Origin of the sequence: Alteriqipengyuania abyssalis (assembly GCF_019857185.1) — a bacterium.
GTDB classification, from domain to species: Bacteria; Pseudomonadota; Alphaproteobacteria; order Sphingomonadales; family Sphingomonadaceae; genus Alteriqipengyuania; species Alteriqipengyuania abyssalis.
Map to the genome: position 1 here is coordinate 164,444 of NZ_JAHWXP010000003.1, position 25,658 is coordinate 190,101.

The 25,658-nt window shown below is 65.8% G+C and carries 27 protein-coding genes and 1 tRNA gene; 15 read left to right on the forward strand and 13 right to left on the reverse strand.

Annotated elements, in window-relative coordinates; all coding sequences use genetic code 11:
- Nucleotides 1–9: 9 nt before the first annotated feature.
- From KYN89_RS10665 to KYN89_RS10685, 5 genes are all read left to right on the forward strand, one after another.
- The gene (locus KYN89_RS10665) at nt 10–927 is read left to right on the forward strand and encodes a cation diffusion facilitator family transporter (RefSeq protein ID WP_222825066.1); all 918 of its coding nucleotides are present in this window, start codon (nt 10–12) and stop codon (nt 925–927) included.
- The gene (locus KYN89_RS10670; protein WP_222825067.1) at nt 927–1,652 is read left to right on the forward strand and encodes a polysaccharide deacetylase family protein; all 726 of its coding nucleotides are present in this window, start codon (nt 927–929) and stop codon (nt 1,650–1,652) included. Before KYN89_RS10665 ends, KYN89_RS10670 begins: the two co-directional genes overlap by 1 nt.
- Nucleotides 1,649–2,218 (forward strand): sigma-70 family RNA polymerase sigma factor, encoded by a 570-nt coding sequence (locus KYN89_RS10675; RefSeq protein ID WP_222825068.1) that lies wholly within the window; start codon nt 1,649–1,651, stop codon nt 2,216–2,218. The genes KYN89_RS10670 and KYN89_RS10675 overlap by 4 nt, the downstream gene beginning before the upstream one ends.
- Entirely contained in the window at nt 2,215–2,949 is a 735-nt protein-coding gene (locus KYN89_RS10680; protein WP_346727231.1) for an anti-sigma factor, read from the forward strand. The genes KYN89_RS10675 and KYN89_RS10680 overlap by 4 nt, the downstream gene beginning before the upstream one ends.
- Nucleotides 2,950–3,041: 92 nt before the next feature.
- A complete protein-coding gene (locus tag KYN89_RS10685) occupies nt 3,042–3,638 on the forward strand; it encodes a fasciclin domain-containing protein (protein WP_248285178.1) in 597 nt (198 codons plus the stop codon).
- A 137-nt stretch (nt 3,639–3,775) separates the two neighbouring features.
- On the opposite strand, the gene KYN89_RS10690 is transcribed toward KYN89_RS10685, so the two are convergent.
- The 3 genes from KYN89_RS10690 to KYN89_RS10700 form a co-directional block, all read right to left on the reverse strand.
- Complete coding sequence (locus KYN89_RS10690; protein WP_222825069.1) at nt 3,776–4,120, reverse strand: hypothetical protein; 345 nt, start codon at nt 4,118–4,120, stop codon at nt 3,776–3,778.
- Between the two features lie 14 nt (nt 4,121–4,134).
- Nucleotides 4,135–5,409 (reverse strand): ATP-dependent Clp protease ATP-binding subunit ClpX, encoded by a 1,275-nt coding sequence (gene clpX / locus KYN89_RS10695; protein ID WP_054524909.1) that lies wholly within the window; start codon nt 5,407–5,409, stop codon nt 4,135–4,137.
- A gap of 198 nt (nt 5,410–5,607) precedes the next feature.
- Nucleotides 5,608–6,294, reverse strand: a complete 687-nt coding sequence (locus tag KYN89_RS10700; protein ID WP_010239071.1) for an ATP-dependent Clp protease proteolytic subunit — start codon at nt 6,292–6,294, stop codon at nt 5,608–5,610.
- A 149-nt stretch (nt 6,295–6,443) separates the two neighbouring features.
- Here KYN89_RS10700 and KYN89_RS10705 point away from each other — a divergent pair, with 149 nt between their 5' ends.
- Together KYN89_RS10705 and KYN89_RS10710 are read left to right on the forward strand one after the other, a co-directional pair.
- The gene (locus KYN89_RS10705) at nt 6,444–7,067 is read left to right on the forward strand and encodes an ATP-dependent Clp protease proteolytic subunit (RefSeq protein WP_222825070.1); all 624 of its coding nucleotides are present in this window, start codon (nt 6,444–6,446) and stop codon (nt 7,065–7,067) included.
- Between the two features lie 50 nt (nt 7,068–7,117).
- Entirely contained in the window at nt 7,118–8,704 is a 1,587-nt protein-coding gene (locus tag KYN89_RS10710; protein WP_222825071.1) for an amidase, read from the forward strand.
- A gap of 46 nt (nt 8,705–8,750) precedes the next feature.
- Here the strand turns inward: KYN89_RS10710 and tig are convergent, their stop codons facing one another.
- A complete protein-coding gene (gene tig, locus KYN89_RS10715) occupies nt 8,751–10,367 on the reverse strand; it encodes a trigger factor (protein WP_222825072.1) in 1,617 nt (538 codons plus the stop codon).
- 55 nt (nt 10,368–10,422) lie between these two features.
- Nucleotides 10,423–10,507, reverse strand: a tRNA-Leu gene (locus KYN89_RS10720).
- Between the two features lie 200 nt (nt 10,508–10,707).
- On the opposite strand from KYN89_RS10720, the gene KYN89_RS10725 reads away from it, so the two are divergent.
- Both KYN89_RS10725 and KYN89_RS10730 read left to right on the forward strand, forming a co-directional pair.
- A complete protein-coding gene (locus tag KYN89_RS10725; protein WP_248285179.1) occupies nt 10,708–10,935 on the forward strand; it encodes a hypothetical protein in 228 nt (75 codons plus the stop codon).
- Nucleotides 10,936–10,996: 61 nt separating this feature from the next.
- Complete coding sequence (locus tag KYN89_RS10730) at nt 10,997–11,320, forward strand: DUF3297 family protein (RefSeq protein WP_222825074.1); 324 nt, start codon at nt 10,997–10,999, stop codon at nt 11,318–11,320.
- 21 nt (nt 11,321–11,341) lie between these two features.
- Here KYN89_RS10730 and KYN89_RS10735 read toward each other — a convergent pair whose 3' ends face one another.
- On the reverse strand, nt 11,342–12,169 hold the full coding sequence (locus KYN89_RS10735) for a CHAP domain-containing protein (RefSeq protein WP_248285180.1): 828 nt from the start codon (nt 12,167–12,169) through the stop codon (nt 11,342–11,344).
- Nucleotides 12,170–12,321: 152 nt separating this feature from the next.
- Between KYN89_RS10735 and der the strand changes: the two genes are divergently transcribed.
- Together der and KYN89_RS10745 are read left to right on the forward strand one after the other, a co-directional pair.
- Nucleotides 12,322–13,716 (forward strand): ribosome biogenesis GTPase Der, encoded by a 1,395-nt coding sequence (gene der / locus KYN89_RS10740; protein ID WP_222825075.1) that lies wholly within the window; start codon nt 12,322–12,324, stop codon nt 13,714–13,716.
- Nucleotides 13,713–14,261 carry a DUF2721 domain-containing protein gene (locus tag KYN89_RS10745; protein ID WP_222825076.1) on the forward strand — a complete coding sequence of 183 codons (549 nt, stop codon included), beginning with the start codon at nt 13,713–13,715 and terminating at the stop codon, nt 14,259–14,261. The genes der and KYN89_RS10745 overlap by 4 nt, the downstream gene beginning before the upstream one ends.
- Nucleotides 14,262–14,279: 18 nt before the next feature.
- Here KYN89_RS10745 and bfr read toward each other — a convergent pair whose 3' ends face one another.
- The 5 genes from bfr to KYN89_RS10770 all read right to left on the reverse strand — a co-directional run bounded on the left by bfr (nt 14,280) and on the right by KYN89_RS10770 (nt 18,250).
- The gene (gene bfr, locus KYN89_RS10750; protein ID WP_010235383.1) at nt 14,280–14,783 is read right to left on the reverse strand and encodes a bacterioferritin; all 504 of its coding nucleotides are present in this window, start codon (nt 14,781–14,783) and stop codon (nt 14,280–14,282) included.
- A gap of 141 nt (nt 14,784–14,924) precedes the next feature.
- Nucleotides 14,925–15,113: a (2Fe-2S)-binding protein gene (locus KYN89_RS10755; protein ID WP_222825077.1), complete on the reverse strand. Its 189-nt coding sequence runs from the start codon at nt 15,111–15,113 to the stop codon at nt 14,925–14,927.
- A gap of 87 nt (nt 15,114–15,200) precedes the next feature.
- Nucleotides 15,201–15,581, reverse strand: coding sequence for a hypothetical protein (locus KYN89_RS10760; RefSeq protein WP_222825078.1), 381 nt, complete (start codon nt 15,579–15,581; stop codon nt 15,201–15,203).
- The gene (locus KYN89_RS10765) at nt 15,578–16,933 is read right to left on the reverse strand and encodes a DUF418 domain-containing protein (protein WP_222825079.1); all 1,356 of its coding nucleotides are present in this window, start codon (nt 16,931–16,933) and stop codon (nt 15,578–15,580) included. The genes KYN89_RS10760 and KYN89_RS10765 overlap by 4 nt, the downstream gene beginning before the upstream one ends.
- A 93-nt stretch (nt 16,934–17,026) precedes the next feature.
- A complete protein-coding gene (locus KYN89_RS10770) occupies nt 17,027–18,250 on the reverse strand; it encodes an SPOR domain-containing protein (protein ID WP_248285181.1) in 1,224 nt (407 codons plus the stop codon).
- A gap of 291 nt (nt 18,251–18,541) precedes the next feature.
- Here KYN89_RS10770 and KYN89_RS10775 point away from each other — a divergent pair, with 291 nt between their 5' ends.
- Genes KYN89_RS10775 through KYN89_RS10785 form a run of 3 tightly spaced genes read left to right on the forward strand, consistent with a single transcriptional unit; the run spans nt 18,542 to nt 21,304 of the window.
- Nucleotides 18,542–19,255, forward strand: a complete 714-nt coding sequence (locus KYN89_RS10775) for an AAA family ATPase (protein WP_197636885.1) — start codon at nt 18,542–18,544, stop codon at nt 19,253–19,255.
- A gap of 11 nt (nt 19,256–19,266) precedes the next feature.
- Nucleotides 19,267–19,929 (forward strand): hypothetical protein, encoded by a 663-nt coding sequence (locus KYN89_RS10780; RefSeq protein WP_222825080.1) that lies wholly within the window; start codon nt 19,267–19,269, stop codon nt 19,927–19,929.
- Nucleotides 19,930–19,933: 4 nt separating this feature from the next.
- On the forward strand, nt 19,934–21,304 hold the full coding sequence (locus KYN89_RS10785; protein ID WP_222825081.1) for a tetratricopeptide repeat protein: 1,371 nt from the start codon (nt 19,934–19,936) through the stop codon (nt 21,302–21,304).
- A 37-nt stretch (nt 21,305–21,341) separates the two neighbouring features.
- On the opposite strand, the gene KYN89_RS10790 is transcribed toward KYN89_RS10785, so the two are convergent.
- Both KYN89_RS10790 and KYN89_RS10795 read right to left on the reverse strand, forming a co-directional pair.
- On the reverse strand, nt 21,342–22,571 hold the full coding sequence (locus tag KYN89_RS10790; RefSeq protein WP_222825082.1) for a dihydroorotase: 1,230 nt from the start codon (nt 22,569–22,571) through the stop codon (nt 21,342–21,344).
- Nucleotides 22,568–23,611, reverse strand: coding sequence for an aspartate carbamoyltransferase catalytic subunit (locus KYN89_RS10795; protein ID WP_222825083.1), 1,044 nt, complete (start codon nt 23,609–23,611; stop codon nt 22,568–22,570). Before KYN89_RS10795 ends, KYN89_RS10790 begins: the two co-directional genes overlap by 4 nt.
- Nucleotides 23,612–23,723: 112 nt before the next feature.
- On the opposite strand from KYN89_RS10795, the gene sppA reads away from it, so the two are divergent.
- Nucleotides 23,724–25,610: a signal peptide peptidase SppA gene (gene sppA / locus KYN89_RS10800; RefSeq protein WP_222825084.1), complete on the forward strand. Its 1,887-nt coding sequence runs from the start codon at nt 23,724–23,726 to the stop codon at nt 25,608–25,610.
- The last annotated feature ends 48 nt before the right edge of the window (nt 25,611–25,658 follow it).

Genomic DNA, 25,658 nt, shown 5'->3' on the forward strand with positions numbered 1-25,658 from the left:
AATCGATCGATGGGTCACGATCATTCTCACGACCATGCGCACGGGCACGGGCACGGCCATTCCCACGCGCCAGCCGATTTCGGGCGCGCCTTCGCGATCGGGGTTGCGCTCAACACCGTGTTCGTCGTGGTCGAGGCGAGCTTCGGCTATATCTCGGGCTCGATGGCGCTGGTCGCGGATGCGGGCCATAACCTGTCGGACGTCCTTGGCCTGCTGATCGCCTGGGGGGCGAGCGCGGCGGCCAAGCGGCCGCCCTCCCCGCGCTTCACCTACGGCCTTAAAAGCTCCACGATCCTCGCCGCGCTGGCCAATGCCGCGCTGCTCATGATCGCCATCGGCGCGATCCTGTTCGAGACGGTCGACCGGCTGATGAACCCGGTGGAGCCGGAAGGCTGGACGATGATCTGGGTCGCCGGCGTGGGCATCGTCATCAACACCGCGACCGCGCTGCTGTTCGTCAGCGGACGCAAGGACGATCTCAACATCCAGGGCGCGTTCCTGCACATGGCGGCGGATGCGCTGGTCTCGGTCGGCGTAGTGATAGCCGGGGTAGCGATCCTGCTGACCGGCGCGGTGTGGCTCGATCCCGTCACCAGCCTCGTGATCCTCGCTGTGATCGGCTGGGGCACCTGGGGCCTCGCGCGCGACAGCCTGAAGCTGGGGCTCAACGCCGTTCCCGAAGGGGTAGACGAATCCGCAGTGCGCGCCACGCTGGAAAGCGAGCCCGGCGTCACCGAGGTGCACGACCTGCATATCTGGCCGATGTCGACCACCGAAACCGCGCTGACCGCGCATCTGGTGATGCCGGAGGGCCATCCGGGCGACGCGTTCCTCGCCTTGGTCGCACAGCGGCTCGCCCATGAGCACAAGATCGGCCATACCACCTTGCAGATCGAGCGGACGCGCAACTGCGAGGGTGGGTGTTGATGGGAAGAAAGCTTGTTGTCGGGGGCGGTGTGGGAATCGTCGCCGTCCTGGCCCTGCTGGTCGGCCTCAACAGCCTCTCCAAAGCCCCGTGCTTGCAACTTATCGGCGATCTGACCTGCCGGGTCGAGACCGATGACAAGATCGTCGCCCTGACCTTCGACGATGGCCCGACGCCGCAGGGCGTGGCTGCCATTTTGCCGATTCTCGACCGGTACGATGCCAGGGCCACCTTCTTCCTGATCGGTGAAGACCTGAAACGTCACCCGCAGGCCGCGCGCCAGATCCTTGCTGCGGGTCACGAACTGGGCAACCACACTTACAGCCACCAGCGCAATGTCGGCCGGTCCCGAGCGTTCTATCGCGGGGAGCTGGACTCAACCGGTCAGCTGCTGCGGGCCGTCGGATCGGACAGCGACCTGTTTCGCCCGCCCTATGGCCGCAAGCTGGCGGGCCTGCCGCTGGAGGTGGAGCGGGCGGGGTTGAAGACGATCACCTGGGATGTCGCTGACCGGGCCGAAGAGTTCCCCGAACCGGCGGACTACGCACGCGACATCGTGGAGCGGGTGCGCCCCGGATCGATCATCCTGATCCACCCGATGTATCGCGGCAATGCGACCGCGCGCGAAGCCCTGCCGATGATTCTGGCCCAGTTGCGCGATCGCGGATATGACATCGTCACCGTGAGCGAACTTTTGAACCACCAGTCCTCTGCCTCGCCGCAATGACACCGGCCAGCCCAGAACGCCGTGAGCAGCTGAAGGCGGCCATGCTCCGCCTGTCGAAGGGCGACCGGGATGCGCTCGAAGTGGTCTATCGCCTCACCAGCGTGAAGCTTTTCGGCATTTGCCTGCGTATCTTGGGAGACAGGAAAGAAGCCGAAGACGCCTTGCAGGACGTTTACATCACCCTCTGGCGCAATGCCGCCCGCTACGACGCGAAGCGCGCCAGTCCGATCGCGTGGCTGGCAACCTTCGCGCGCAACCGCGCGGTCGACCGGCTGCGTACCGGCAAGGTGCGGCGCGGCGCGGTGCCCGTGGAAGCGGCGGCAGAGCTGCCCGATGGCGACCCGTCCGCCGACGATCTGCTGATCGATGCGGAGCGGACCGCGCGGGTCCACGCCTGCCTAGACACGCTCGACGAGCCGCAGCGCGGGGCAATCCGCACCGCCTTCCTCGAAGGGCGCACCTATGCCGAGCTGGCGGAGCGCAACGCAGTGCCGCTGGGGACGATGAAAAGCTGGATCCGGCGCGGCCTGCTGAAGCTGCGCACCTGCATGGAGGGCGGTGAGTGAGCACGCCCGGACACGATATGCCAGAACTCTCCGGCGAAGACCTGCTCGCTGCGGAATACGCGATGGGTCTGCTGGAAGGCGAAGACCTGCTCGCCGTGCGCGGTCGCATGGCGCGCGAGACTGCGTTTGCCGGGCTGGTTGCGCAATGGGAGACGCGGCTGGCTCCGCTGCTGGACGAACCTGCGCACGCCGCCCCTTCGCCCGAGGTGTGGAGCCGGATAGCAGGCGAGCTGGAGGAGCGGGACGAGGCACCCAGCCCCGTGGTTCTGCTCCAGCGCCGGGTCGCGGTGTGGCAGCGGATCGCTGCGGGCAGCGCGGTCGCAGCGGTTGCTGCGGTCGCCCTGCTGTTCGTGCCCCTAGGCAACACGCCTGCTCCCGCGACCGATGCGCCGCCACTGGTCGCCTCGATCCCGATTGCCGACACCCCGCTGCGCATCGGCCTGACCTTCCTGCCCGAGCGGGAGGAACTGCTGGTCGCCGCCGATGGCCTGACCGCAGACGGGGCTCACGATCACGAGCTGTGGCTGATTCCGCCGGGCGAAGGCGCACAGCCGCGATCGCTGGGCGTGGTCGCGCCGGGCACGCAGGAACGCGTGTCGCTCGACCCTGCGCTTGCCCGCTCGATGCGGCAGGGTGCGCAGATCCTGCTCAGCCAGGAACCGCTCGGCGGCGCGCCGGACAAGTCCGCGCCGGGGCCGGTGGTGGCCCAAGGAACTCTGGCGAAAACCTGAGCACAAAAAGATTTCCGGCTCGCGCTGCATCCGTGGCGCGAGCCGCCTCGTAACTCCTCACCGACGGGAAAACGGAAATGAGGAGATCGACGATGTTCGCCAAGAAAACCCAAGCTGCCCTGATGCTTGCTGCCAGTGCTGCCCTGCTGGGCGCATGCGCTTCCTACGATATGGACGACGGTCAGATGGCCAGCGCAAGTGCCGATACGACGGTGATGGTGGGCGGTGCGGCGATGTATCCGACGCGCAATATCATCGAAAACGCCGTCAATTCGAAGGATCACACCACTCTGGTCGCCGCAGTGAAGGCCGCCGGTCTGGTCGACACGCTGTCCGGCCCCGGCCCCTTCACCGTGTTCGCGCCGACCAACGCCGCCTTTGCCAAGCTGCCTGCGGGCACGGTCGACACGCTGCTGAAGCCCGAGAACAAGGCGATGCTGACCAAGATCCTGACCTACCACGTGGTCCCCGGTCGCGTATCCGCTGAAGACCTCATGATGAAGATCAGGCAGGGCGGCGGGATGGCCAAGCTGACCACCGTGGAAGGCGGCACGCTGACCGCGAAGATGATGGGCGGCAAGGTCGTGCTGGTCGATGAAAAGGGCGGCATGGCTACCGTCACGCAGGCCGACGTGTTCCAGTCCAACGGCGTGATCCACGTGACCGACACGGTATCGATGCCGAACTGATCCTCTTCCTCCCCTAGCGGCACCGGAAAGCGCACCCCCGCTATCCAGCACCGGTGTCGCACCAGGGCCCCGCCCGGCACTACCTCCTGCCGGGCGGGGTTTTTCTTTGCCGGTTTTCGGTACTGGGCCGGTCTTGGCTACGGGCGGTGCTGCGTCCGCGCCCAGCGTTCGACAAGCCAGATCAGCAGCAGCTGCAGCGCGGGACAGAACGCACCGATCGCAAGGAAGGCCACCGCAGGGTTTCCATTGGCGGGAAGGAAGGCGAGCGAGAGGCCCGTCAGGCCCAGGAGCAGGACTCCGAGCCAGGGCGTGAAATAGAGAAACACTCCGCGCGGACCGAAATAGGTCGGCTCGCCAGCAAGCGAGAACTGCCAGGGAATGCGATCGAAGCGCGCCAGGCGTCGATCAGCCCGGCGCGCCAGAACGAAGGTTGCGAGACAGCAGACGAGCGCGAAGACAACCGAAGCTATCAGAGCGCCCATCCAAGTCTGCAATCCTATGCCGCGTCCGACGCGGTGCGCTTGCTGCCTTCGCCGTCGAACACGCGGATCGGTTCCTTGCGGCCTTCGACCACGTCCTTGTCGATCACGACTTCGTTGCAGCCTTCCAGATCGGGCAGGTCGTACATCGTGTCGAGCAGCAGGCCCTCGACGATCGAGCGCAGGCCACGGGCACCGGTCTTGCGCTTGATCGCACGCTCGGCAATCGCGCGCAGCGCGTCATCGTTGAAGGTCAGTTCCACGCCTTCCAGCTCGAACAGCTTGGCATACTGCTTGACGATCGCGTTCTTGGGCTCCTGCAGGATCGTGACCAGCGCATCGACATCGAGGTCGTGCAGCGAGGCGATCACCGGCAGGCGGCCGACGAATTCGGGGATCAGCCCGAACTTGAGCAGATCTTCCGGCTCGCTCTTTTCGAGCAGTTCGCCGATCCGGCGCTTGTCCGGGTCGGCGACATGTGCGCCGAAACCGATCGAGCGCTTCTGCAACCGGTCGCCGATGATCTTGTCGAGCCCGGCGAAGGCACCGCCGCAGATGAACAGGATGTTCGTGGTGTCGACCTGCAGGAATTCCTGCTGCGGATGCTTGCGCCCGCCCTGCGGCGGAACGCTGGCGGTGGTGCCTTCCATCAGCTTGAGCAGTGCCTGCTGCACGCCCTCACCCGACACGTCGCGGGTGATGGAGGGGTTCTCGGCCTTGCGCGTGATCTTGTCGATCTCGTCGATGTAGACGATGCCGTGCTGGGCCTTTTCGACGTTGTAGTCGCTCGCCTGCAGCAGCTTGAGGATGATGTTCTCCACATCCTCGCCCACGTAGCCCGCTTCGGTCAGCGTGGTGGCGTCGGCCATGGTGAAGGGCACGTCGAAGGTGCGCGCCAGCGTCTGCGCGAGCAGCGTCTTGCCCGAACCGGTCGGCCCGACCAGCAGGATGTTGGACTTCGCTAGTTCGACGTCGCCCTGTTTCCCTGCGTGCTTCAGCCGCTTGTAGTGGTTGTGCACCGCGACCGAGAGCACGCGCTTGGCGCGTTCCTGACCGATCACGTAATCGTTGAGCGTGGCGCAGATCTCGGACGGGGTCGGCACTTCGCCTTCCTTGCGCCCGGTCAGCCCGGCCTTGGTTTCCTCGCGAATGATGTCGTTGCACAGCTCGACACACTCATCGCAGATGAAAACGGTCGGCCCGGCGATCAGCTTGCGCACCTCATGCTGCGATTTGCCGCAGAAGCTGCAGTACAGCGTGCTTTTGCTATCCGTTCCGCTCAATTTACTCATAATCCTGGTATCCTCGAATCCCCGCAGCTGCGGAGAACCTTACGAATGTAACTTTCGCGCACGCCAATGCAACCTAGGCATGTGTCGCACGAATCGCCTTGCGAAGGGCTGAAGACAGCCCCCGCGTAAATTTACGCCCTCATTTTCAGAGCCTTGTGGCCTTGGGGCCACGCAAGCGCCGGGATGGCAAGTGGACCGTCAGGCCGGTGCCCCGCCCGATCCTTCGGGTTCGCTGCTCGAGTCGTCGCCCGAATCGCCCTGCGGACGGCTTTCGAAGACCTTGTCGACGAGGCCGAACTTCATGGCTTCCTGCGCATCGAGGAAGGTATCGCGATCCATCGCTTCCTCGATCTTCTCCAGCGGCTGGCCGGTGTACTTGGCGTAGAGCTCGTTCATGTTCTTGCGAATGCGCAGGATCTCGCGCGCCTGGATCTCGATGTCCGAGGCCATGCCCTGCGCGCCGCCCGAAGGCTGGTGAATCATGATCCGCGCATTGGGCAGCGCGATCCGCATGCCGGGCTCCCCAGCGGCCAGCAGGAAGCTGCCCATTGACGCGGCCTGGCCCACGCACACCGTGGAAATGCGCGGCTGGATGTACTGCATGGTGTCGTGGATCGCCATCCCGGCCGTCACCACCCCGCCGGGCGAGTTGATGTACATGCTGATCGGCTTGGACGGGTTCTCACTCTCGAGAAACAGCAGCTGCGCCACTGCGAGGCTGGCCATGCCATCTTCCACCGGGCCGGTGAGGAACACGATCCGTTCGCGCAGCAGGCGGCTGAAAATATCGAAGCTGCGTTCGCCGCGACTGGTCTGTTCGACCACCACGGGCACCAGCGCGCCGGTTGCGGGGTCGCGGAAATAGCCGGATTCGTCGAATTGCATGAAGGGTCCTTATCTGTCTTGGCCGCCTATATCTGGTCTCATCCTTTCATCATCAAGGCTTGAATGGAAAGCCCGCGCGCGCCAGTTGTGCCGCAACAACATGCGCAGTGCCCAATTCTTGATGGCGATGCGCCCAAGGAGCCTGATTTATGACGATGCCCAGCAACCCCATCCCCTTCCGCGCCGATGACGAGGAAGAGACGGACAAGGACATCTCCAACGCCGGCGCGGCGATGATGAACAAGTTCCTCGATGCGCGTACCGTGCTGATCTTCGGCGGCGTCGACCAGAAGATGGCGGAGCGCATTTCGATGCAGCTGCTCTATCTCGACCATGTCAGCCACGAACCGATCCGCGTGATCGTCAATTCGCCGGGCGGCCACGTCGAATCGGGCGACACGATCCACGATCTGATCAGCTTCATCGCCTCCCCCGTCGCCATGATCGGCACCGGATGGGTCGCCAGCATCGCGACGCACATCTTCTTGAGCGTTCCGGCAGAGCGCCGTTTCTGCCTGCCCAACACCCGCTTCCTGATCCACCAGCCCTCGGGCGGTGCGCGCGGCATGGCCAGCGACATCGCGATCCAGGCCAAGGAAATCGTCAAGATGCGCGAGCGTATCGCGCACAAGATCTCGGATGCGACCGGCCAGCCCTTCGAAAAGGTGCTCAAGGATATCGACCGCGATTTCTGGATGAACACCGAAGAGGCGAAGGATTACGGGATTCTCGGCACGGTGATCAACAATGCCAAGGAAGTGACCTTCGGGTAATCCGCACAGACAATTGACGGGCGCGCGGTGCTGACGCAGCATCGCGCCCCATGAAGACATACACCTCGCTCGCGGTACTCGCGCTCGCCATTGTCGCTGCATCGCCGTCGTTCGCACATGAGGCAGAGAGCGCCGACGACGTGATCGTCGTCCAGGAAATGCCGCCCAGCGCGATTGTCGACACAAACGCGCAGATTGCCCGAATCAGGACGCTGGATGATGCGGGGCCGATGCTCAACGCCGTCATCGCCTTCAATCCCGACGCTGCCGCAGTTGCCGTTACGATGACCGAACGCCCTCTCGAAGGCCGCACCGTGCTGGTGAAGGACAATATCGAGACCCGCGAATTTGCGACCACCGCCGGCAGCCTTGCGCTCGCGGGCAACATGACCCGCCGCGACGCGCCGCTGATCGCAAACCTGCGCGACGCAGGCGGAGTGGTGCTGGGCAAGACCAACCTTTCCGAATGGGCCAATATCCGCGATTTCAACTCCACCAGCGGGTGGAGCGCGGTGGGCGGTCTCACCCGCAATCCCCACGCGATCGATCGCAATACCTGCGGATCATCCTCGGGCAGCGCAGCAGCGGTTGCCGCAGGCTTCGCATGGGCCGCAATCGGGACAGAGACCAACGGGTCGATCACCTGCCCTGCCAGCATCAATGGCGTAGTCGGGTTCAAGCCGACCGTAGGGCTGGTCAGCCGGACCTATGTGGTGCCAATCTCCAGCACGCAGGACACTGCGGGGCCGATGGCGCGCAGCGTGACCGATGCCGCCATGCTGCTGACCGCAATCGCGGGCAGCGATCCGGCAGATCCTGCGACTGCGGAGGCGGACCGCTACAAGCGCGATTTTGCCGCAGGGCTGCCCGATGCCTCCCTGAATGGCGTGCGGATCGGAGTGATGCGTAAGCAGGCAGGCGACCGGGCCGACCTGCGCGCAGTGTTCGACACCGCGCTGGCCGATCTGGAGGCGGCAGGCGCAACGCTGGTCGATATCGAGTTCGAGCCGAACGAGGAACTGTCGCGCGACAGTTTTCAGGTGCTGCTGTTCGAGCTGCGCGAGGGGATGGGCCAATACCTCGCCTCGATCCCGCCGATCGGTGGACGCGAGAAGATGACACCGCGCAGCCTCGCCGATCTGATCGCCTTCAACGAGCGGCACCAGCACGCCGAGATGCGCTGGTTCGGCCAGGGCATCTTCGAACTGGCGGAGACCGCGACCGACCGCAAAGCTTATGAGGCGGCGCGCGAGAACGCGGTCCACCTGGCAGGCGAGCAGACCATCGACCGGCTGCTGGCCGAGTACGACGTGCAATTCCTGGTCGCGCCGACGCGGGGCCCGGCCTGGGTCAGCGATCTGGTCAATGGCGACAATTTCAACGGCAGCATCGGCTTCGGCAGCCCGGCTGCGATCGCGGGCTATCCGCACCTGACCGTGCCGATGGGCGCGATCGAGGACTTGCCGGTGGGCCTCTCCATCATCGGTGGCAAATGGCAGGACTGGGAGGTGCTGAAGGCAGGCGCTGCCTACGAGCGGGCGCGCAGTGCGAGCATTCCAACGCCCGATTTCGCCCGCTGGATGCCAGAGGCGGGAAATCCGGCAGCCGAAAACGCGAGCGGGGCGACCGGCAACTAGCCGACCGCCCCGCGCGTTTGTCTCTCAAGACCGAGCGTCTGCGCGCTTAGTCCTTCTTGGCAGCAGGCTTCTTCGCCGGGGCCTTCTTGGCCGCAGGCTTCTTGGCGGGGGCCTTCTTCTCGTCCGAAGCGGCAGCCTTCTTCGCCGGAGCCTTCTTGGCGGCGGGCTTTTTCTCGTCCGAAGCAGCGGCCTTCTTGGCCGGGGCCTTCTTTGCAGCCGGCTTCTCGTCAGCCTTGTCGTCGGACTTGGCAGCAGCCTTCTTGGCAGGTGCCTTCTTCGCAGCCGCCTTCTTGGCAGGTGCCTTCTTCGCCTTGGCGGCTTCGGCCTCGGTGCTTTCTTCCGCTTCGATCGCGGCTTCCAGCTCTTCGCGGGTCACTTCGCGTTCTTCGATTTCGGCCTTGTCGAACAGGAAGTCGACGACCTTGTCTTCATACAGCGGAGCGCGCAGCTGGGCGGCAGCCATCGGCTCGTTCTGGATGAACTGCATGAACCGCTCGCGGTCTTCCGGGCGATACTGCTGCGCGGCCTGCTGCATCAGCATCGACATTTCCTGGTTGCTGATCTGGACGCCATTGGCCTGACCGATTTCGGACAGGAGCAGGCCCAGACGCACGCGGCGCTCGGCGATGCGGCGGTAATCGTCGCGCTCGCTCTCGATTTCCTTGACGGCCGCCTCGGAATCTTCCTCGCGCGAGGCTTCCTGCATCAGCTGCTGCCAGATCTGCTCGAACTCGGCATCGACCATGCCTTCGGGCACGGCGAAGTCGTGACCGGCGGCCAGCGCGTCGAGCAGCTGGCGCTTCATCTGCGTGCGGGTCAGGCCGGCAGTTTCCTGCTCCATCTGCGCCTTGACGAGCTCGCGCAGCTTGTCCGCGCTTTCGAGGCCGAGCGACTTGGCGAACTCGTCGTCGATCTTGCTGTCTTCGGCGGTCTTCACCGCCTTCACGGTGACCGCGAATTCCGCGTCCTTACCGGCGAGGTGTTCGGCCTGATAGTCTTCGGGGAAGGTGACCTTCACGACCTTCTCGTCGCCCGTCTTCACACCCGTCAGCTGGTCTTCGAAGCCCGGAATGAAAGTGCCCGAACCGAGCACCAGCGGGGCGTCTTCGGCCTTGCCGCCTTCGAATTCGACACCGTCGATCGAGCCGACGAAATCGATGATGACCTGGTCGCCTTCGGCGGCCTTCTTGGTTTTTGCGGCGTCCTTGAAGGTCTTGTTCTGGTCGGCGATGCGCTGCAGCGTCTCGTCGATCGCGCTTTCGTCCACCGGCACGACCAGCCGTTCCAGCTTGATCCCGTCGACGTCGGGCGTGTCGATTTCAGGCAGGATTTCGAGGCTGACGTCGATCTCGGCATCCTTACCCTGATCGTAGCCGTCCTTGAGCGCGACGGTCGGCTGCATCGCCGGGCGAAGGCCCTTGTCCTTCATCAACTCGTCGACCGAGGACTGGATCGTGTCATTGACGACCTGCGCGTGCAGCTGCTCGCCGTGCATCTTGCGCACGAGGTTGGCGGGCACCTTGCCCGGGCGGAAGCCCGGCATGCGCACCTGAGGCGCGATGCGTTTCACCTCGGCCTTGATCCGGTCGTCGATCTCGCTCGCGGGGATCGTAATGAGATAGGCGCGCTTGAGGCCTTCGTTGGCGGTCTCGGTGATCTGCATGAGTGGTCTTACGTGCTTTCCGACAAAGAGTGCTGATTGCATCGCGGGGCGAGGCTGGTGCGGGCGAAGGGACTCGAACCCCCACATCTTGCGATACTTGGACCTAAACCAAGCGCGTCTACCAGTTCCGCCACGCCCGCAATCCGAACGAGGACGCGCGAATGGCGGGAGCCATCCACGACAGACCGGCGCGTCTAGAGCGTCTGCGCGCAAAGGGCAAGCACCCCGCCAGCGCACGCGATGCGATGCCGCCCGGTTGATTATGACATTTAGGTTACGTACATACTTAGTTCTGTAACAAATATGTCAAATTTGGATGGGTCGAAAAATGAAATCGAAGATGAAAAAGCGCGCGAAGGCGCTCGGGAGGCTGATCGTTCCGCCCGTCAATCCGGCCAATGGTCGCCTCTCGTCCAAGGAACTGGAAAAGGACGGCCCCGGCGGCAATCCGCTGCTCGAGCGCAGTTCGTGGACCAGCGAGATCGATCGCGAGCGTCTCGACGCGGGATTGCGGATCGCGCATGTGCGCCGTTTCTCGCTCTACGGGTCGAGCCTGACGCCCGATTGATACGCGCACTGTACGCGAGCCGTATTGTCAGGCCCCGCCGGTCTGTCTATCGGCCAGCGCCATGACCGAAGAAAGCCCCGAAAACACCCCCGCGCAGCCCCCCGAAACCCAGGGTGCGGACGTCCCGCCGATGCACTTGTCGGTCAATCCGCGCAGTCCGCATTTCGACCAGGCGGTGCTGCAGCGCGGAGTGGGCATCCGCTTCAAAGGCCGTCAGCGCACGGATATCGAGGAATATTCGATTAGCGAAGGCTGGGTACGCGTGCAGGCCGGTCGGACGATGGACCGCAAGGGCCAGCCGCTCACACTCAAGCTGAAGGGCCCCGTCGAGGCCTGGTTCGAAGATCTCGGCGAGGATGCGCCGGTCGCCCGGCTGGACGACTGAGCCCTTCCCCGCTCCAAGCCTTTAATCGTAGAGCGCGACCGCGCGCTCTACCACAGCATCGCCGCCTGACCGTCCTGCGCTCGCCTGTACGCGGCGCGGAGTGAGCGGTCGCGCGGTCGCGTAGCTCGCCTGGGACGCGGCTGGTGCGGGCCTGTATGCCGCCTGCGTCACGCGCGGCTGGCTTGTCCGCGCCTGCGGTGCGCGCGCCGGGGGCGCATCGGCAAAGGCGGCGAGGAAGGCGCGCGAAGGCTCTTCGCGGGTCGGCTGCGGCCGAACCGGCGCGGGGGCGGCCTGCGCAAACCGCTGCTGGGTCCGGGGCTTCGCCTTGCCATCGGGATAGATGAAGCCCTGCACTGGCCACGGCGTGGTGCCGAGCGCCTGCAGCGGATAGTACCACACCCGCACCTGGCTCCAGTCGTTGTTCGGCGAGACGTCAACCGCCTTTACATTGCGCTCGATCTGCCCGCGCCGTCCATTGATAGGCGACCAGTTGGCATGGTCGAGCAGCACGGTGCGCGAATCGATCACCTTGGCGACCGCCGCGACATGGCCCAGCTGCATGTTTCCGGTCGGAATGAATGCCATCACCGCACCTTCGCGCGGCGTGTGGCCGCGTTCGAAGCGGCCTTCGGCCTGATCCCACCAGGTGAGCGCGTCGCCGTAAATATCGATCCCGCTCACTTCACGCGCATAAGGCACGCATTGCAGGTACGGCGGCAATTCGCTGCCGCTCGACGCTGCTGTCGCACCTGCGGTGACCTGTGCCTGAGCGGCGACAAGTGGCGGAACTGCAAGACTTGCAGCAACTGCAGCGAGCGGCAGGACGAAGAAATGGGGGCGGCAATTCATACGGCAAAGATTTGCCGGTCGTGCCTTTCCATGAACCTCAGAAGATTGGTTAACAGCGCGTTTACCTTTGGAGCCCTGTTGCGGGGCCTTTCTTGCCCGCCTGACGCGAGGGTGCTTGCCAATGGCGCGGCCAAGGCCCAACTGCCGTCCCTATGCTGCCTCGTGTAATCATTATCGGGCGCCCCAATGTGGGCAAATCCACCCTGTTCAACCGGCTGGTGGGCAAAAAGCTCGCGCTGGTCGACGATCAGCCCGGCGTTACACGCGACCGGCGATTCGGTGACGTAACCCTCGCAGGGATGCGCTTCACCATCGTCGATACCGCCGGGTGGGAAGACGAAGACCCCAGCACGCTGCCGGGCCGGATGCGGATGCAGACCGAAGTCAGCATCGCCGATGCCGACGCGGTGCTGTTCGTGGTCGATGCGCGCGCCGGTCTCACCCCGCTCGACAACGAGATCGGCAACTGGCTGCGCACCGCGGACGTCCCTGTCATCGTGGTCGCCAACAAGGCCGAAGGGCGCAGCGGCGACGCAGGGATTTTCGAAGCCTACTCGCTCGGCCTTGGCGAACCGATCGGCATTTCCGCCGAACACGGCGAAGGCACTGCCGACCTGTTCGAGGCGCTGTGGCCGATCATCGGCGAGAAGTCCGAAGCGGGCGACGCGCTGGAGGCGATGGACGAGGGCGAAGAGGACGAAGACGGGGTCCCCACCGGCCCGCTGAAACTGGCGATCGTCGGGCGGCCCAATGCGGGCAAATCGACCCTCATCAACCGGCTGCTGGGCGAGGATCGCCTGCTCACCGGTCCCGAAGCGGGCATCACCCGCGATTCAATCGCGATCGACTGGGAATGGACCGATCCCGACAGCGGCGACACGCGCGAAGTGCGCCTGATCGACACCGCCGGGATGCGCAAGAAGCGCAACGTGGTCGAAAAGCTGGAAAAGCTCTCGGTCGCGGACGCGCGCCGCGCGGTCGATTTCGCGGAGGTGGTGGTGCTGATGCTCGATGCGACCAAGGGTCTGGAACATCAGGACCTCAAGATCGCCAGCCTCGCGATCGAGGAAGGCCGCGCGCTGATGATCGCGATCAACAAGTGGGATGTGGCGGCCGAGCCGAGCAAGCTGTTCAACGGCATCCGCTTCGCGCTCGACGAAGGGCTGGCGCAGGTGCGCGGACTGCCGCTGATCGCGGTCAGCGCGAAGACCGGCAAGGGGCTCGACCAGTTGATCGCCGCCGCGTTCCAGCTGCGCGAGACCTGGAGCAAGCGCGTGTCTACCTCTGCGCTCAATCGCTGGTTCGACGACGCGCTGGAGGCCAATCCGCCCCCCGCCCCGGGCGGCAAGCGGATCAAGCTGCGCTATATCACCCAGGCCGGCACCCGCCCGCCCCGCTTCGTGGTGTTCGGCACCCGGCTGGACATGCTGCCGACCTCTTACGAACGCTATCTGGTCAACGGCATCCGTCGCGAACTGGGCTTCGACGCAGTGCCCGTGCGGGTGGTGCTGAAGACATCGAAGAACCCCTACGCGAGCGAGCAATGATCGACCTGCTGGCTGCTTCCGGCGCCGATTTTGCAAGCGATCTGGTCAACCGCACCAGCAATACGATGCGCGTGCAGCAGGTGCTGCAACTCAGCCTGACGCCGGTGTTCCTGCTCGCCGCGATCGGCGCGGTGATGAACACGATGACTCAGCGGTTGATCTGGATCGCCACCCGCATCGAGGCGATCGAAGAAGCGGCTGAGCTTGGCGAAGCGGGGCGCAGGCCCGAAGAATTGCCGATCCTGGAGCGGCGCAGGGTCTATGCGCAGGGCGCGGTGATGTTCTGCACGGCCAGCGCGCTGGCGATCTGCATCGTCATCGGCCTGCTGTTCGTCAGCGCCTTCATCGAGCCGCAGATCGGCACGCTGACCGCAGTCGCGTGGATCACCACCATGGGGCTGATGGTCGCCGGGTTGGTGCTGTTCCTGCTGGAAACGCGACTGGCGACAGGCAGCGCAAAAGATCGCCGCCGTCGCAGTCGCGAAATCATGCGCCGAAGGGCCGAGCGCGTGGCAGAGGACGATAACTCCGGCGCGTCGCTCTAGCAGGCGCCACCAGAGAACCTAGGGCGCGCCCGCGCCAGTCTCGCCCTCGCCCGCCGGGTGGCTTTGCAGCTGGACGTAGTTCTGCAGACCCATCCGCTCGATCATGTCGAACTGCGTTTCGAGGAAGTCGACATGCTCTTCCTCGCTCGCGAGGATGTTCTCGAACAGCTGTTCGGACGTGTAGTCCTTCACGCTCTTGGCATATTCTGCGGCATCGCGCAGCAGCGGGATCGCTTCCATCTCCAGCGCCAGATCGGCCTTGAGGATTTCCTCGACCGTCTCGCCCACCTTCAGCTTGTGGATCGCCTGGAAGTTCGGGAGCGCTTCGAGGAACAGGATCCGCTCCGCCAGCCAGTCGGCGTGCTTCATCTCGTCGATCGACTCATGCCGTTCGTATTCGGCAAGCTTGGTGACGCCCCAGTCGGCCAGCACGCGGTAGTGCAGCCAGTACTGGTTGATCGCGGTCAACTCGTTGGTGAGCGCCTTGTTGAGATATTCGATGACCTTGTCGTCGCCCTTCATGGCCGCATGCTCCTGTAAATGTGAATTGCCCCACGCTTAGGCGTCGGTCAGGCAACTCCGCAAGGGCGAAGGCGCAAAAAATCGCAGATTTCCGGGCTTTGAGAGCGCCTCGCAGTGGCAGGCGCGCTATTGCGAATGCGCCTAGGCCGCAGCCTTGCAGCACCCGAGTTCGCGTTCCTCGAACACGATCGCATCGGCATCGCACAGGCACGAGCCGCATTGCGGACGCTTGCCGAGCATCGCGTAGCACGCCTCTGCATCGCCCGAGCAGTGCACGGCGGCGCGGCGCAGATCCGTCTCGCGGATGGCATTGCAGATGCAAACGTACATTGGCGGAACAGTCTCCTGCAAACGACTCGCAAGGACATTGTTAATGCGACTTGTTCTCACAAACAAGAGCAAATCTGATCCGACACCCTAATGCTGCTTCACGAACACATGCTCCTTCCCCGCCTCATCGACGAAGGCGATCTCGACCGAGCCGGGGCGGCGCAGCCTCGCATCTGCCTCGTAATTCCTGCAATCGCCTCCGAACGGCGCACATAGCAGGCTGAAGCGGACGATGGAGGTCGAGCCGAGGCGCACCACCTGATAGGCTCCGCGATCTTCGGGCGGGGTGCAGTCTGCATCCTCCGCCCGGCAGAAGCGGTAGCGCATGTCCTCGCCCATCTCGAGGCGATAGGTCGCGCCCTCGCCCAGGGTGCCGGTATAGACGCCCGGGATATCGCGCGTCTCGATCGGCTCGGAACACCCGCCCAGCACGGCTGCAAGGCCAATCGCGAGTGCCGCTCTGATCACCCTGCCTCGCGCGTCCGCCGGATCGGGAACAGCTTGCCATAGGTCAGGCAGCGCCACAGCCATTCCAGCGGGCCGAAGCGATAGACAGACAGCCACGCCTTCGACCACGCCAGCATGATCGCCCACGCAGCCAGCATCACGATGTAGAGCTGCGGCCGCGTAAGCTCGCCATAGAGGCCGAGCGCGAAGCCGTGGAACACGAACAGCATCAGGATAGACGTGCCCAGATAGTTGGAGAACGCCATCCGCCCCGCCGCGCTGATCCGCGAACCCAGCCAGCCGGTCGCCTTGGGCCCCCACAGCGCGAGCAGCGCGGCGAGCCCGATCACGAAGGGCAGGCGGACGAAGGCGCTGGTGCCGACGAAGCTGAGGAAGGTCGAATGGAAGCTCAGCCCCCGCTCCAGCGTCCACAGCCCGATGGCAAGCGATCCGGCGAGGCCGACGGCTACGCCGATTGTGCCCCAGATCGCCTGCTTCTTCGCATTCAGACGCCCGTCGAACAGGCCAAGGCGATAAAGCGCCATGCCGATCAGGATCAGCGGGATGGTCTCCAGCCCGAAGAACAGGAAACCGGTCAGCGGTTCGGCCCAGTGTTCGGTCAGGTTGTAGTGGACCCAGCCGGAATAGTCGCCCGACTGGATCAGCGAGGTATCGACCTGAGCGATATCGAGGCCCTGCGTCTTCATCACCCCGAAGCTTTCGCGCACCTCTGCCGGAGTGGACGGGCCGCCGCTCTGCATACCGGCCTCTGCCATCACCTGCGCGCCGCCCAGTTCCATCACCCAGTAGAAGAAACCCGCCAGCGCGCTGTAGATCGCTGCACCGACCAGATAGAAAAATACGCCCACCCCCAGCTGGGTCCTTGGGCCCCACTTCACGAACAGCAGGCAGATGAACCCGCAGGTCGCGTACAGCGTCAGGATGTCGCCGCGCCAGATGAAGAAGAAATGGATCATGCCGAATGCCAGCAGCCAGAACAGCCGCCGCGCCTGAAGCCAGCGCCCCTGCTTGCGCGCCCACGCCTTCTCCAGGAAGAGATACATCCCCGCCCCGAACAGCAGGGTGAACAGCCCGCGCATCTTGCCGTCGATCAGCACGAACTGCGCGACCCACATCCAGTCCGACGTCGCATCATGCGGGGTCAGGAAGCCTTCAGGCCACATATAGGCGATCATCGGTTGGCCAAAGGCGACAATATTGGCCGCCAGAATGCCCATCACCGCTATCCCGCGGGTAAAATCGAGGCTTAGCAGACGCGAGGCGCCGGTGGCCGAAATCGGCGCTGCCTTTTCGGGAGCGGGTGTGCCCCGCGTATCCTGATCCGGCGTTGCCGCCGCTGTCGCTTCGGTCATTGAAAAGATTCCCCCTGTGGTCCGACACCTAACAGCGGGGTGGGCACAGGGGAATTGCCTTCGACGGGCGCGCGATCTCGCCCGATGAAAGACCTAGCGGGTGACGAGACAGTCCTGCCCGCTGCGCTTGAGCGCATTGCACGCGCTCTGCGCCGCATCGCGGCTGGCATAGCCGCCCGCGAGCAGCTTGGTCACGCGGCCCGCAGGTTCGAGCACGCGGGTCGCCCCGGCAAGCTCGCTGCGGCCCGAAAGGCGCGCCCATAGACGCTCCGCATTGCCATTGACGGCAAAGGCACCAAGCTGGATTTTCCAGGGCCCGCTGCCCGTAGCCGCCCGCACGGGCTGCGGTTCGGGGCGCGGTGAGACACGCGGCTCGGGTCGAGGTTGCGGGGCGGCGCGCGCGACGACCGACGTGGTCGGCTGCGGCTCGACCGCGCGCGGATCGGCTGCTGCGGGCGTGCTGCGACGCGCGAAGGTCGCACCCGCATCCGCCGGGCTTTCGGTTCCGGTCACGCGGCTCGCCTCGGCAATCGCGGACTGTGCGGCGGCCACGGAGGGCGCCACGCGGGTCTGAGTGATGGGGCGCGGGATACGGTCCGGGCGGCCCGGGGGCGGGACACCCGGCGCGCTGGTCGCGACAGGCGGGGCTGCGGCAGGAACCGGAGCCGAGCGCGAGGGTGCGGCATCGCTCGTACCAAGATCGGCGGCGGCAAAACGGCTCGCACGCTGCGCGTCGGCATTGCGCTTGAGCTGCGGCACCAGCGCCTGCGCCTGCTGGCGCTGATCGAGCGGGATATGCGTATCCATCTGCTGCATCGCGCTGGCAGCCTGCGGCAGGCCCGCCGCATTGGCGAGCGTGATCAGCGCGTAGGCGCGCACCCAGTCGCGCGCGACCAGGTCGCCGTTGAAATGCGCGATGCCCAGCAGATATTGCGCGCGCGGATCGCCGCGCTCGGCGGCATCGACGACGTAGGGCATCGCCTCTTCGCGGCGACCGTTCTGGAACAGCAGCAGGCCCAGATTGTCCGCCGCCTTCAGGTGACCCTGCGCCGCAGCCTTGGCGTAGTAGACTTCGGCCTGGCGAGTGTTCTGTTCGACCCCGCGACCGAGGCGATAGGCTTGCCCCAGGTTGAATTGTGCATCGGCGTCGCCCTGCCCGGCAGGTCCGCGCCATTCGGCCACAGCGGTCTCGTAATCCCCGCGCTCCCACGCGGCGACGCCATCGTTGACGTCCGCCAGCGCGAGCCCCGGCAGGGTCAGCAGTGCGCCTGCAAGGCACGCCCGGAGGCCGAATTTGCGACCGTTTCGCGTCGTCATGGTGTTCCCCGTCATTGCCGATCGCACGTGTTCACCCTCCGCGCTAGCGGGAGATGGTTAACCCGCCATTACCACCCTTGCGAACCACTCGCCACGCCGTAGCAACGCCCCGCCCCGTTGTGCGACGCTTTCGCAGCCCGACTTTACCGTCGGTGTGTCTCGATATGCGGAGCGATCGGCCTTCCCCGCCTTAACCCTAAATAAAGGACATCCTGCGAAGCCATACGCGTGCATCGAACCCGTTTGCGGGTGAACGATGCGGGACGTGCAACAATTGGGGGAACAGTCCCGGTGCGGGTATTGGCATTGGCTTCACAGAAGGGCGGATCTGGCAAGACCACCTTGTCCGGCCATCTTTCGGTCCAGGCCCAGCGTGCAGGCGCGGGGCCGGTGGTGCTGATCGATATCGATCCGCAGGGCTCACTCGCGGACTGGTGGAACGAGCGCGAGGCGGATTATCCGGCCTTCGCGCAGACCACGGTCGCCCGGCTCGCGCACGACCTTCACACCTTGCGCGAACAGGGCTTCAAGCTTGCCGTCATCGACACCCCGCCCGCCATCACGATGGCGATCCAGTCGGTCATTTCGGTTGCAGAACTGATCGTCGTGCCGACCCGTCCCAGCCCGCACGACCTGCGGGCGGTCGGCGCGACGGTCGACCTGTGCGAACGCGCGGGCAAGCCGCTGGTCTTCGTGGTCAACGGCGCGACACCCAAGGCGCGGATCACTTCGGAAGCGGCGGTCGCGCTGAGCCAGCACGGCACCGTCGCTCCGGTGACCGTCCATCACCGGACCGATTTCGCCGCGTCGATGATCGACGGCCGCACGGTCATGGAGATCGATCCCGATTGCCGCAGCGCGACCGAAATCGCCGCGCTGTGGAACTACGTGTCCGACCGGCTGGAGAAGAACTTCCGCAGGACGGTCTTTGCCGCACCCGGCGCGGCGGTCCATCTGCCGCAGGCCCCGCGTCAGGGCGTGTTCGGCCGCCGGGTCGCGCAGTAGGTGCACCGGGCATGACCGACATGAGCTTTGCCTCTCTTTCCCCCGGCCTGCTTGCCCGCAAGGGCGGCGCGAAACCGGCCATGCGCCGTCAGTCGCCGATGGTCGATGGCGCGGTCGCGGGGGCACACCTGCACCACCCGCAACCGGTGGAGAATGCGCTGGAGGATCTGGGCTGGAACGATCTGGGCGAACCCGACGATACGCAGCCGGTCGCGCGAGAGACCGCTCAGCCAGCCGACTATCACGATGCCGCCGAGGACGCGCCGGATAGCGCGTTCGCCCCGCTTGGCAAGCACGCGCGCAGCACCGCTGCGCCCATGTACGAGACCGCATCCGAGCAGGATCGCGCGGATGAAGCCGCCAGCGAGCCGGACGTAGCCCAACCGGTCGCGGCCATTCGCACCAAGGCCCCGCGCCTCCCGCGTCCCAGTCTCGCGGTCGCCAGCGCGCCTAAAGTCACAGGCGAAGCAAAGGCAGCAACGAAGGGCAAGCGCACCGCCTTCACGCTGCGCCTGGATCACGAGCGTCATCTCAAGCTGCGGCTGGCCTGCACGCTCGCCAACCGGAGCGCGCAAGCGCTCGTCACAGAAGCGGTGGACGCCATGTTCGCCGCCACACCCGAACTCGAACAGCTTGTCGCCCGCGTCCAATCGCGCCCCCATAAGGAGGGATGAACCGATGATCCGCCAGAACTTTTCCAAAACCCTGATGCTCGCCACCGCGCTGGCCACGCTCGGCCTGACCGGCTGCGCAGGCGGCCTCGGCGGTTCGAAAACCGCATCGGCCAGCGACGCCGCCACGGCCCGCGCCGACGGCAATACCGACAGGGCGATCACCCTGGCCGAACAAGCCGTGCTCGCCGCGCCGAATGATCCGGCGGCAAAGGCAGATCTCGGCTCGTCCTACCTCGCGGCGGGCCGTTTCGCGTCCGCGCAGCAGGCGCTCGAAGAGGCGCTGGTGCTCGGCGATGTGAGCCCGCGCACTGCGCTGCGCTATGCACTCGCCTCGATCGCACTGGGCGACAACCGCGCCGCGATCGAGACGCTGGGCGAATGGCGCGATGCGATCGCTCCGGCGGATCTGGGCCTCGCCTATGCGCTGGCGGGCAATCCCGAACTGGGCGCACAGATCATGCAGAATGCGCTGCGTGGCGGGGAGAATACTCCGACGATGCGCCAGAACCTCGCCTATGCCTACGCGCTGGGCGGCAACTGGGCCGCCGCGCGGATCATCGCCGCAGAAGACGTTGCCCCGGGTGAGCTGGATGCGCGCATTTCCGAATGGGCGCGCGTCGCCCGGCCGGAAGACTACACTGCCCGGATCGCCAACCTGCTCGGCGTGCAGCCGCAGGCCGATTCCGGCATGCCCGCGCGACTGGCGCTGGGCGGTGCCCCGAATGCGGATCAGATGCTCGCACAGGCTGCCGCAGCAACCGCTGCCGCCGGCCCTGTCACGGGCGAGCTTCCGCCGGTCGACCTGCTCGCCTCCAGCGGAGCGGCTCGCTCGCTCGCCCCGCTCGACGCTGCGGTTGGCGCACGCGATACGGTCTCGACCGAATTCGATAGCACCTTCGCCAAGGCGGATGCGAAGGCCTCCGCCACGCCGAAGCCCGCGCCCAAACCTGCGCCCGCCGCAAGTTTCGCCAGCGCGCCGGTGGTCCAGCCGATCCCTGCGCGAGCCGCGCCTGCGCCCGCGCCGGTTGCGGCAGCCAAGCCCGCCCAGGCCTCGGCCTCCGCAGCGCGCGAAGACCTCGCAGGCGGCACGCACTTGGTGCAGCTGGGCAGCTATGCCAGCGAAGCGGATGCCAAGCGTGGCTGGGCGATCTTCGTCAAGCGCCACCCGCAGGTCGCAAGCCGTGAGCAGGTGATCACCCGCGCCAAGGTCAACGGGCGGATCTATTACCGCCTGTCGGCCGGCAATCTTGCCGCATCGAGCGCGCAGTCGCTGTGCCGCACGGTCAAGGCCGCAGGACACGGTTGCATCGCTTGGGAACAGAGCAGGCCGCTGCCCGGCACGCTCGACGCGGGCCGCCGGGTCGCGACCCGTTAAGCGGTTCTCTGGTTGAACGGGCGCGTCGGTCGACTGACTAGTCGACCCTGACGCCGCCCTTCCACAGGCCCAGCACTCGGCCCTGCATCGGCTGACCGTCGAACGGCGTGTTGTCGGCAGTCGCGGCCATCTTGCGCCGGTCCACGACCCACGGCTTCTCCGGGTCGACCAGCGCGATGTCGCCTTCGTGGCCCTCGCGCAGCAGGCCCGCATCGACGCCAAGCAGCCGCGCGGGCGCACCCGCCAGCAGATCGAACGCTCGCGGCAGGTCGATCACCCCGTCGCGCACCAGCGTGAGCGTGGTCGACAGCAGCGTTTCCGCCCCTGCCATCCCGGGCTCCGCGTCGGCAAAGGGCAGCCGCTTGTCCTCCGGCCCGCGCGGATCGTGCCCGCTGGAAATCACATCGATCGTTCCATCCGCAATCGCGGCGATCACCGCGTGCCGGTCTTCCTCGCTACGCAAGGGCGGCGAGAGCCTGCCGAAGGTGCGGAAGTCCCCGATCGCTAGGTCGGACAGCATGAAATGCGCCGGTGTGACGCCCGCCGTGACCGCAACGCCGCGCGCCTTGGCGCTGCGCACCAGATCGAGCGCGGCGGCGGTCGTGACCTGCCGGAAATGAATGCGCGCACCCGCCATTTCGGCCAGCGCGATGTCTCGGGCGACCGCCAGTGCTTCGGCCTGCGGCGGCGCGCTCGGCAGGCCCAGTCGGGTCGCCATTTCGCCCGCGCTCGCCACGGCATCGACCGCCAGCCCGCCGTCCTCGGCATGCGCGACCACGACCATGTCGAGCATCGCGGCATAGCTCAGCACGCGCAGCATCACGCCGCTATCGGCGATCCAGCGCCTGCCGGTGGCGATCCCGCGAGCGCCCGCCTCGCGCATCAGCGCGACCTCGCCCAGTTCCTCCCCGGCCAGCCCGCGCGTCGCGGCGGCCAGCGGGTGGACCCAGAAGTCGGGCTTGCCGCTCTTGGCGATGTAGTTGACCCGGCTCGGCAGATCGAGCGGCGGCGACTGGTCGGGCATAAGCGCGGCGCGGCTGATCCCGCCGAAATGGAACGCGGGCTTGTCGATCGCGAACACGCCAAGGTCGACGAGGCCCGGCACGACCAGCTTGCCTTTCGCGTCGACAACCTCGTCGTCGGGCTGCGCATCGCCCGGCCCGACAGAGGCGATCATGCCCTCGGCGATCCGCAGGGTGCCGTCGACGACCCCCTCGGGTGTGATCAGCTTGCCATTCACGATGGCGATGGGGCGCGTCTGCTTCATTTCCACTGCCCCTGACCCAGCGGACGTTCCCATCCGGGAACCCCTCGCGCGCGGCGGGTCAGGACGTCGAGGCAGGCCATCCGCACCGCCACGCCCATCTCCACCTGCCGGGTGATGATCGACCGGTCGAGCATGTCGGCCACGTCGCTGTCGATTTCCACCCCGCGATTCATCGGGCCGGGATGCATCACCAGCGCATCGGGTGCTGCGCGGCGCAGGCGCTCCTGCGTCAATCCGTAAAGGTGGTGGTATTCGCGGGTCGAGGGGATGAACTGCCCGCTCATCCGCTCCGCCTGAAGACGCAGCATCATCACGACATCCGCCCCTTCCAGCGCGGCATCGAAATCGACGAAGGGCTTCGCGCCCATCATCTCGATCCCCGCCGGCATCAGCGCGGGCGGCGCACACACGCGCACGCTTGCGCCGAGTGCCTGCAGGCACAGGATGTTGGACCGCGCCACGCGGCTATGCGCGATGTCGCCGCAGATCGTCACCACGAGCCCGGTAAAGTCGTCCGCACCCTCGCCCCGCTCGTCCAGCGCATGGCGCAGCGCCAGCGCATCGAGCAGCGCCTGCGTGGGATGTTCGTGGCTGCCGTCGCCGGCGTTCAATACGGGGCAATCGACCTTGCCATCGATCAGATCGACTGCGCCGCTCGACGCGTGCCGGATGACGATCGCGTCGGCGCGCATCGCGTTGAGCGTGATCGCCGTGTCGAGCAGCGTCTCGCCCTTCTTCACGCTCGACTGCGCGGCATGCATGTTGACCACATCCGCACCCAATCGCTTGCCCGCAATCTCGAAGCTGAGCAGCGTGCGCGTGCTGTTTTCGAAGAAGGCGTTGATGATCGTCATCCCGGCCAGCAGGTCACAATGCTTGTCCGGCTGGCGGTTGAACTCGACCCACTGCTCCGCCTCGGCGAGCAGATAGAGGATCTCGTGCCGCTCCAGCTGCGCGATGCCAGTCAGGCTGGGATGCGGGAATGCTTGTCCGCCCGCGGGGAAGCGGTCGGAATTCGGGGGGGAACCTGCGGATGCCATTAAAGCAATGCCACTAGTCGAGGCATGTATGTCGCTCAAGCACATTCGGCTGGAGGTTCGTGTTAACGCCCCTTAGGTATGGGAAGCTAAAAGCTACGGGGCTCTCGATACCATGGAATTTGCGAAGAACGTCTGGAAACTGCTGGTTGGGATCAAGGACGGCCTCTCGCTGCTGTTCCTCCTGCTGTTCTTCGCGCTGCTGTTCGCAATCCTGACCGCGCGGCCCAACCCGGCCAGCGTCAAGGATGGTGCCCTGCTGGTCGACCTCGATGGCTACATCGTCGAGGAGAAGGCCCCGATCGACCCGTTCTCCGTCCTCCTGTCCGGCGAAGCCCCGACCGGAGAGCACGACGTGCAGGATCTGGTCCACGCGCTGGACACCGCTGCGGAAGATGACCGGGTCAAAGCGGTCGTGCTCGACATGCGCACGTTCCTCGGCGCGGGCGCGGTGCACCTGCGCGAAGTCGGCGCTGCGCTGGACCGGGTGCGCGCGGCGGACAAGCCCGTGCTCGCCTATGGCATGGCCTATTCGGACGACGGCCTGCGCCTTGCCGCGCATGCCAGCGAAGTCTGGCTCGATCCGCTCGGCGGCGCGATGATCGCCGGGCCGGGCGGCAAGCGCCTGTATTACGGCGACCTGCTCGACAAGCTCGGCGTCAATGCGCGCGTGTTCAAAGTCGGCACCTACAAGTCGGCGGTGGAACCCTATCTGGGCAATTCCATGTCCGAACCGGCGCGCGAAAACGCACGCGAGCTGTACGGCGAACTGTGGAGCGAATGGCAGGCGAGCGTGAAGAAGGCCCGCCCCAAGATCGACATCGAACGTGTCGCGCAGACCCCAGCCGAATGGGTCGCATCGGCCAATGGCGATATCGCCAAGGCAGCCGTGGCCGCAGGCATGGTCGACAAGCTTGGCAGCTGGACCGCCTTCGGCGAGCGCGTTGCGGAAATCGCGGGCAAGGACAAGGGCGACAGCAAGCCCGGCTCCTTCGCCCATACCGACCTTGCCACCTGGCTGGCGGACAATCCGTTCGACGATAGCGGCGATGCCATCGGCGTCGTCACCATCGCGGGCGAGATCGTCGATGGCGATGCCGGCCCCGGCACCGCGGGCGGCGACCGGATCGCCGACCTGCTCGACGATGCGCTCAACGACAATCTGAAGGGTCTGGTCGTGCGGGTCGATTCGCCGGGCGGCTCCGTGCTCGCCTCCGAAGCGATCCGCGAGGCGATCCTGCGGCACAAGGCCCAGGGCATCCCCGTCGCGGTCAGCATGGCCAATGTCGCGGCCAGCGGCGGCTACTGGGTTTCGACCCCCGCCGACCGCATCTTTGCCGAACCCGAGACGATCACCGGCTCGATCGGCATCTTCGCGGTCCTCCCCACCTTCGAGAAGCTGGCCAGCAAGGTCGGTGTGAGCGCGGATGGTGTCAGCACCACGCCGCTGTCCGGCCAGCCCGATTTCGTCGGCGGCTTCAATCCGGAGACCGAGCAGATCCTGCAGGCCTCGATCGAGAATGGCTACGACCGCTTCCTCGGTATCGTCGCAAAGTCGCGCGGCAAGACGCCCGCGCAGATCGATGCGATCGGCCAGGGCCGCGTCTGGGACGGTGGCACCGCCCGCCAGAACGGGCTGGTCGACCAGTTCGGCGATCTCGACGATGCGCTGGCATGGGTCGCAGGCAAGGCCGGGCTGGAAGACGACGCCTATCACGCGCGCTTCCTCGGCAGCGAATCCAGCGAATACCAGACGCTGCTGCGTCAGCTGGTCGGCGGCGGCGATGCCAAGGCACGCGGCGGCGACCTGTTCGCGATGACCGCCCAGCGCGAGGCACAGACCCCGTCACGGATCGCGCAGGATCTGCAAAAAATCATCGAAACGCCCGGAATGCGCGCCTATTGCCTCGCCTGTCCGGAGCCTTCGGGCGCGGTCCGCAACCGGCCGAACGCACGCAATGGCGATTGGCTGAACGTGCTTGTCCGTCTTTTCGGCGATTAAAGCGCTTGCGCTGAAGCGAGAGGATTGGCAAATGCGCCCCTCGGCATG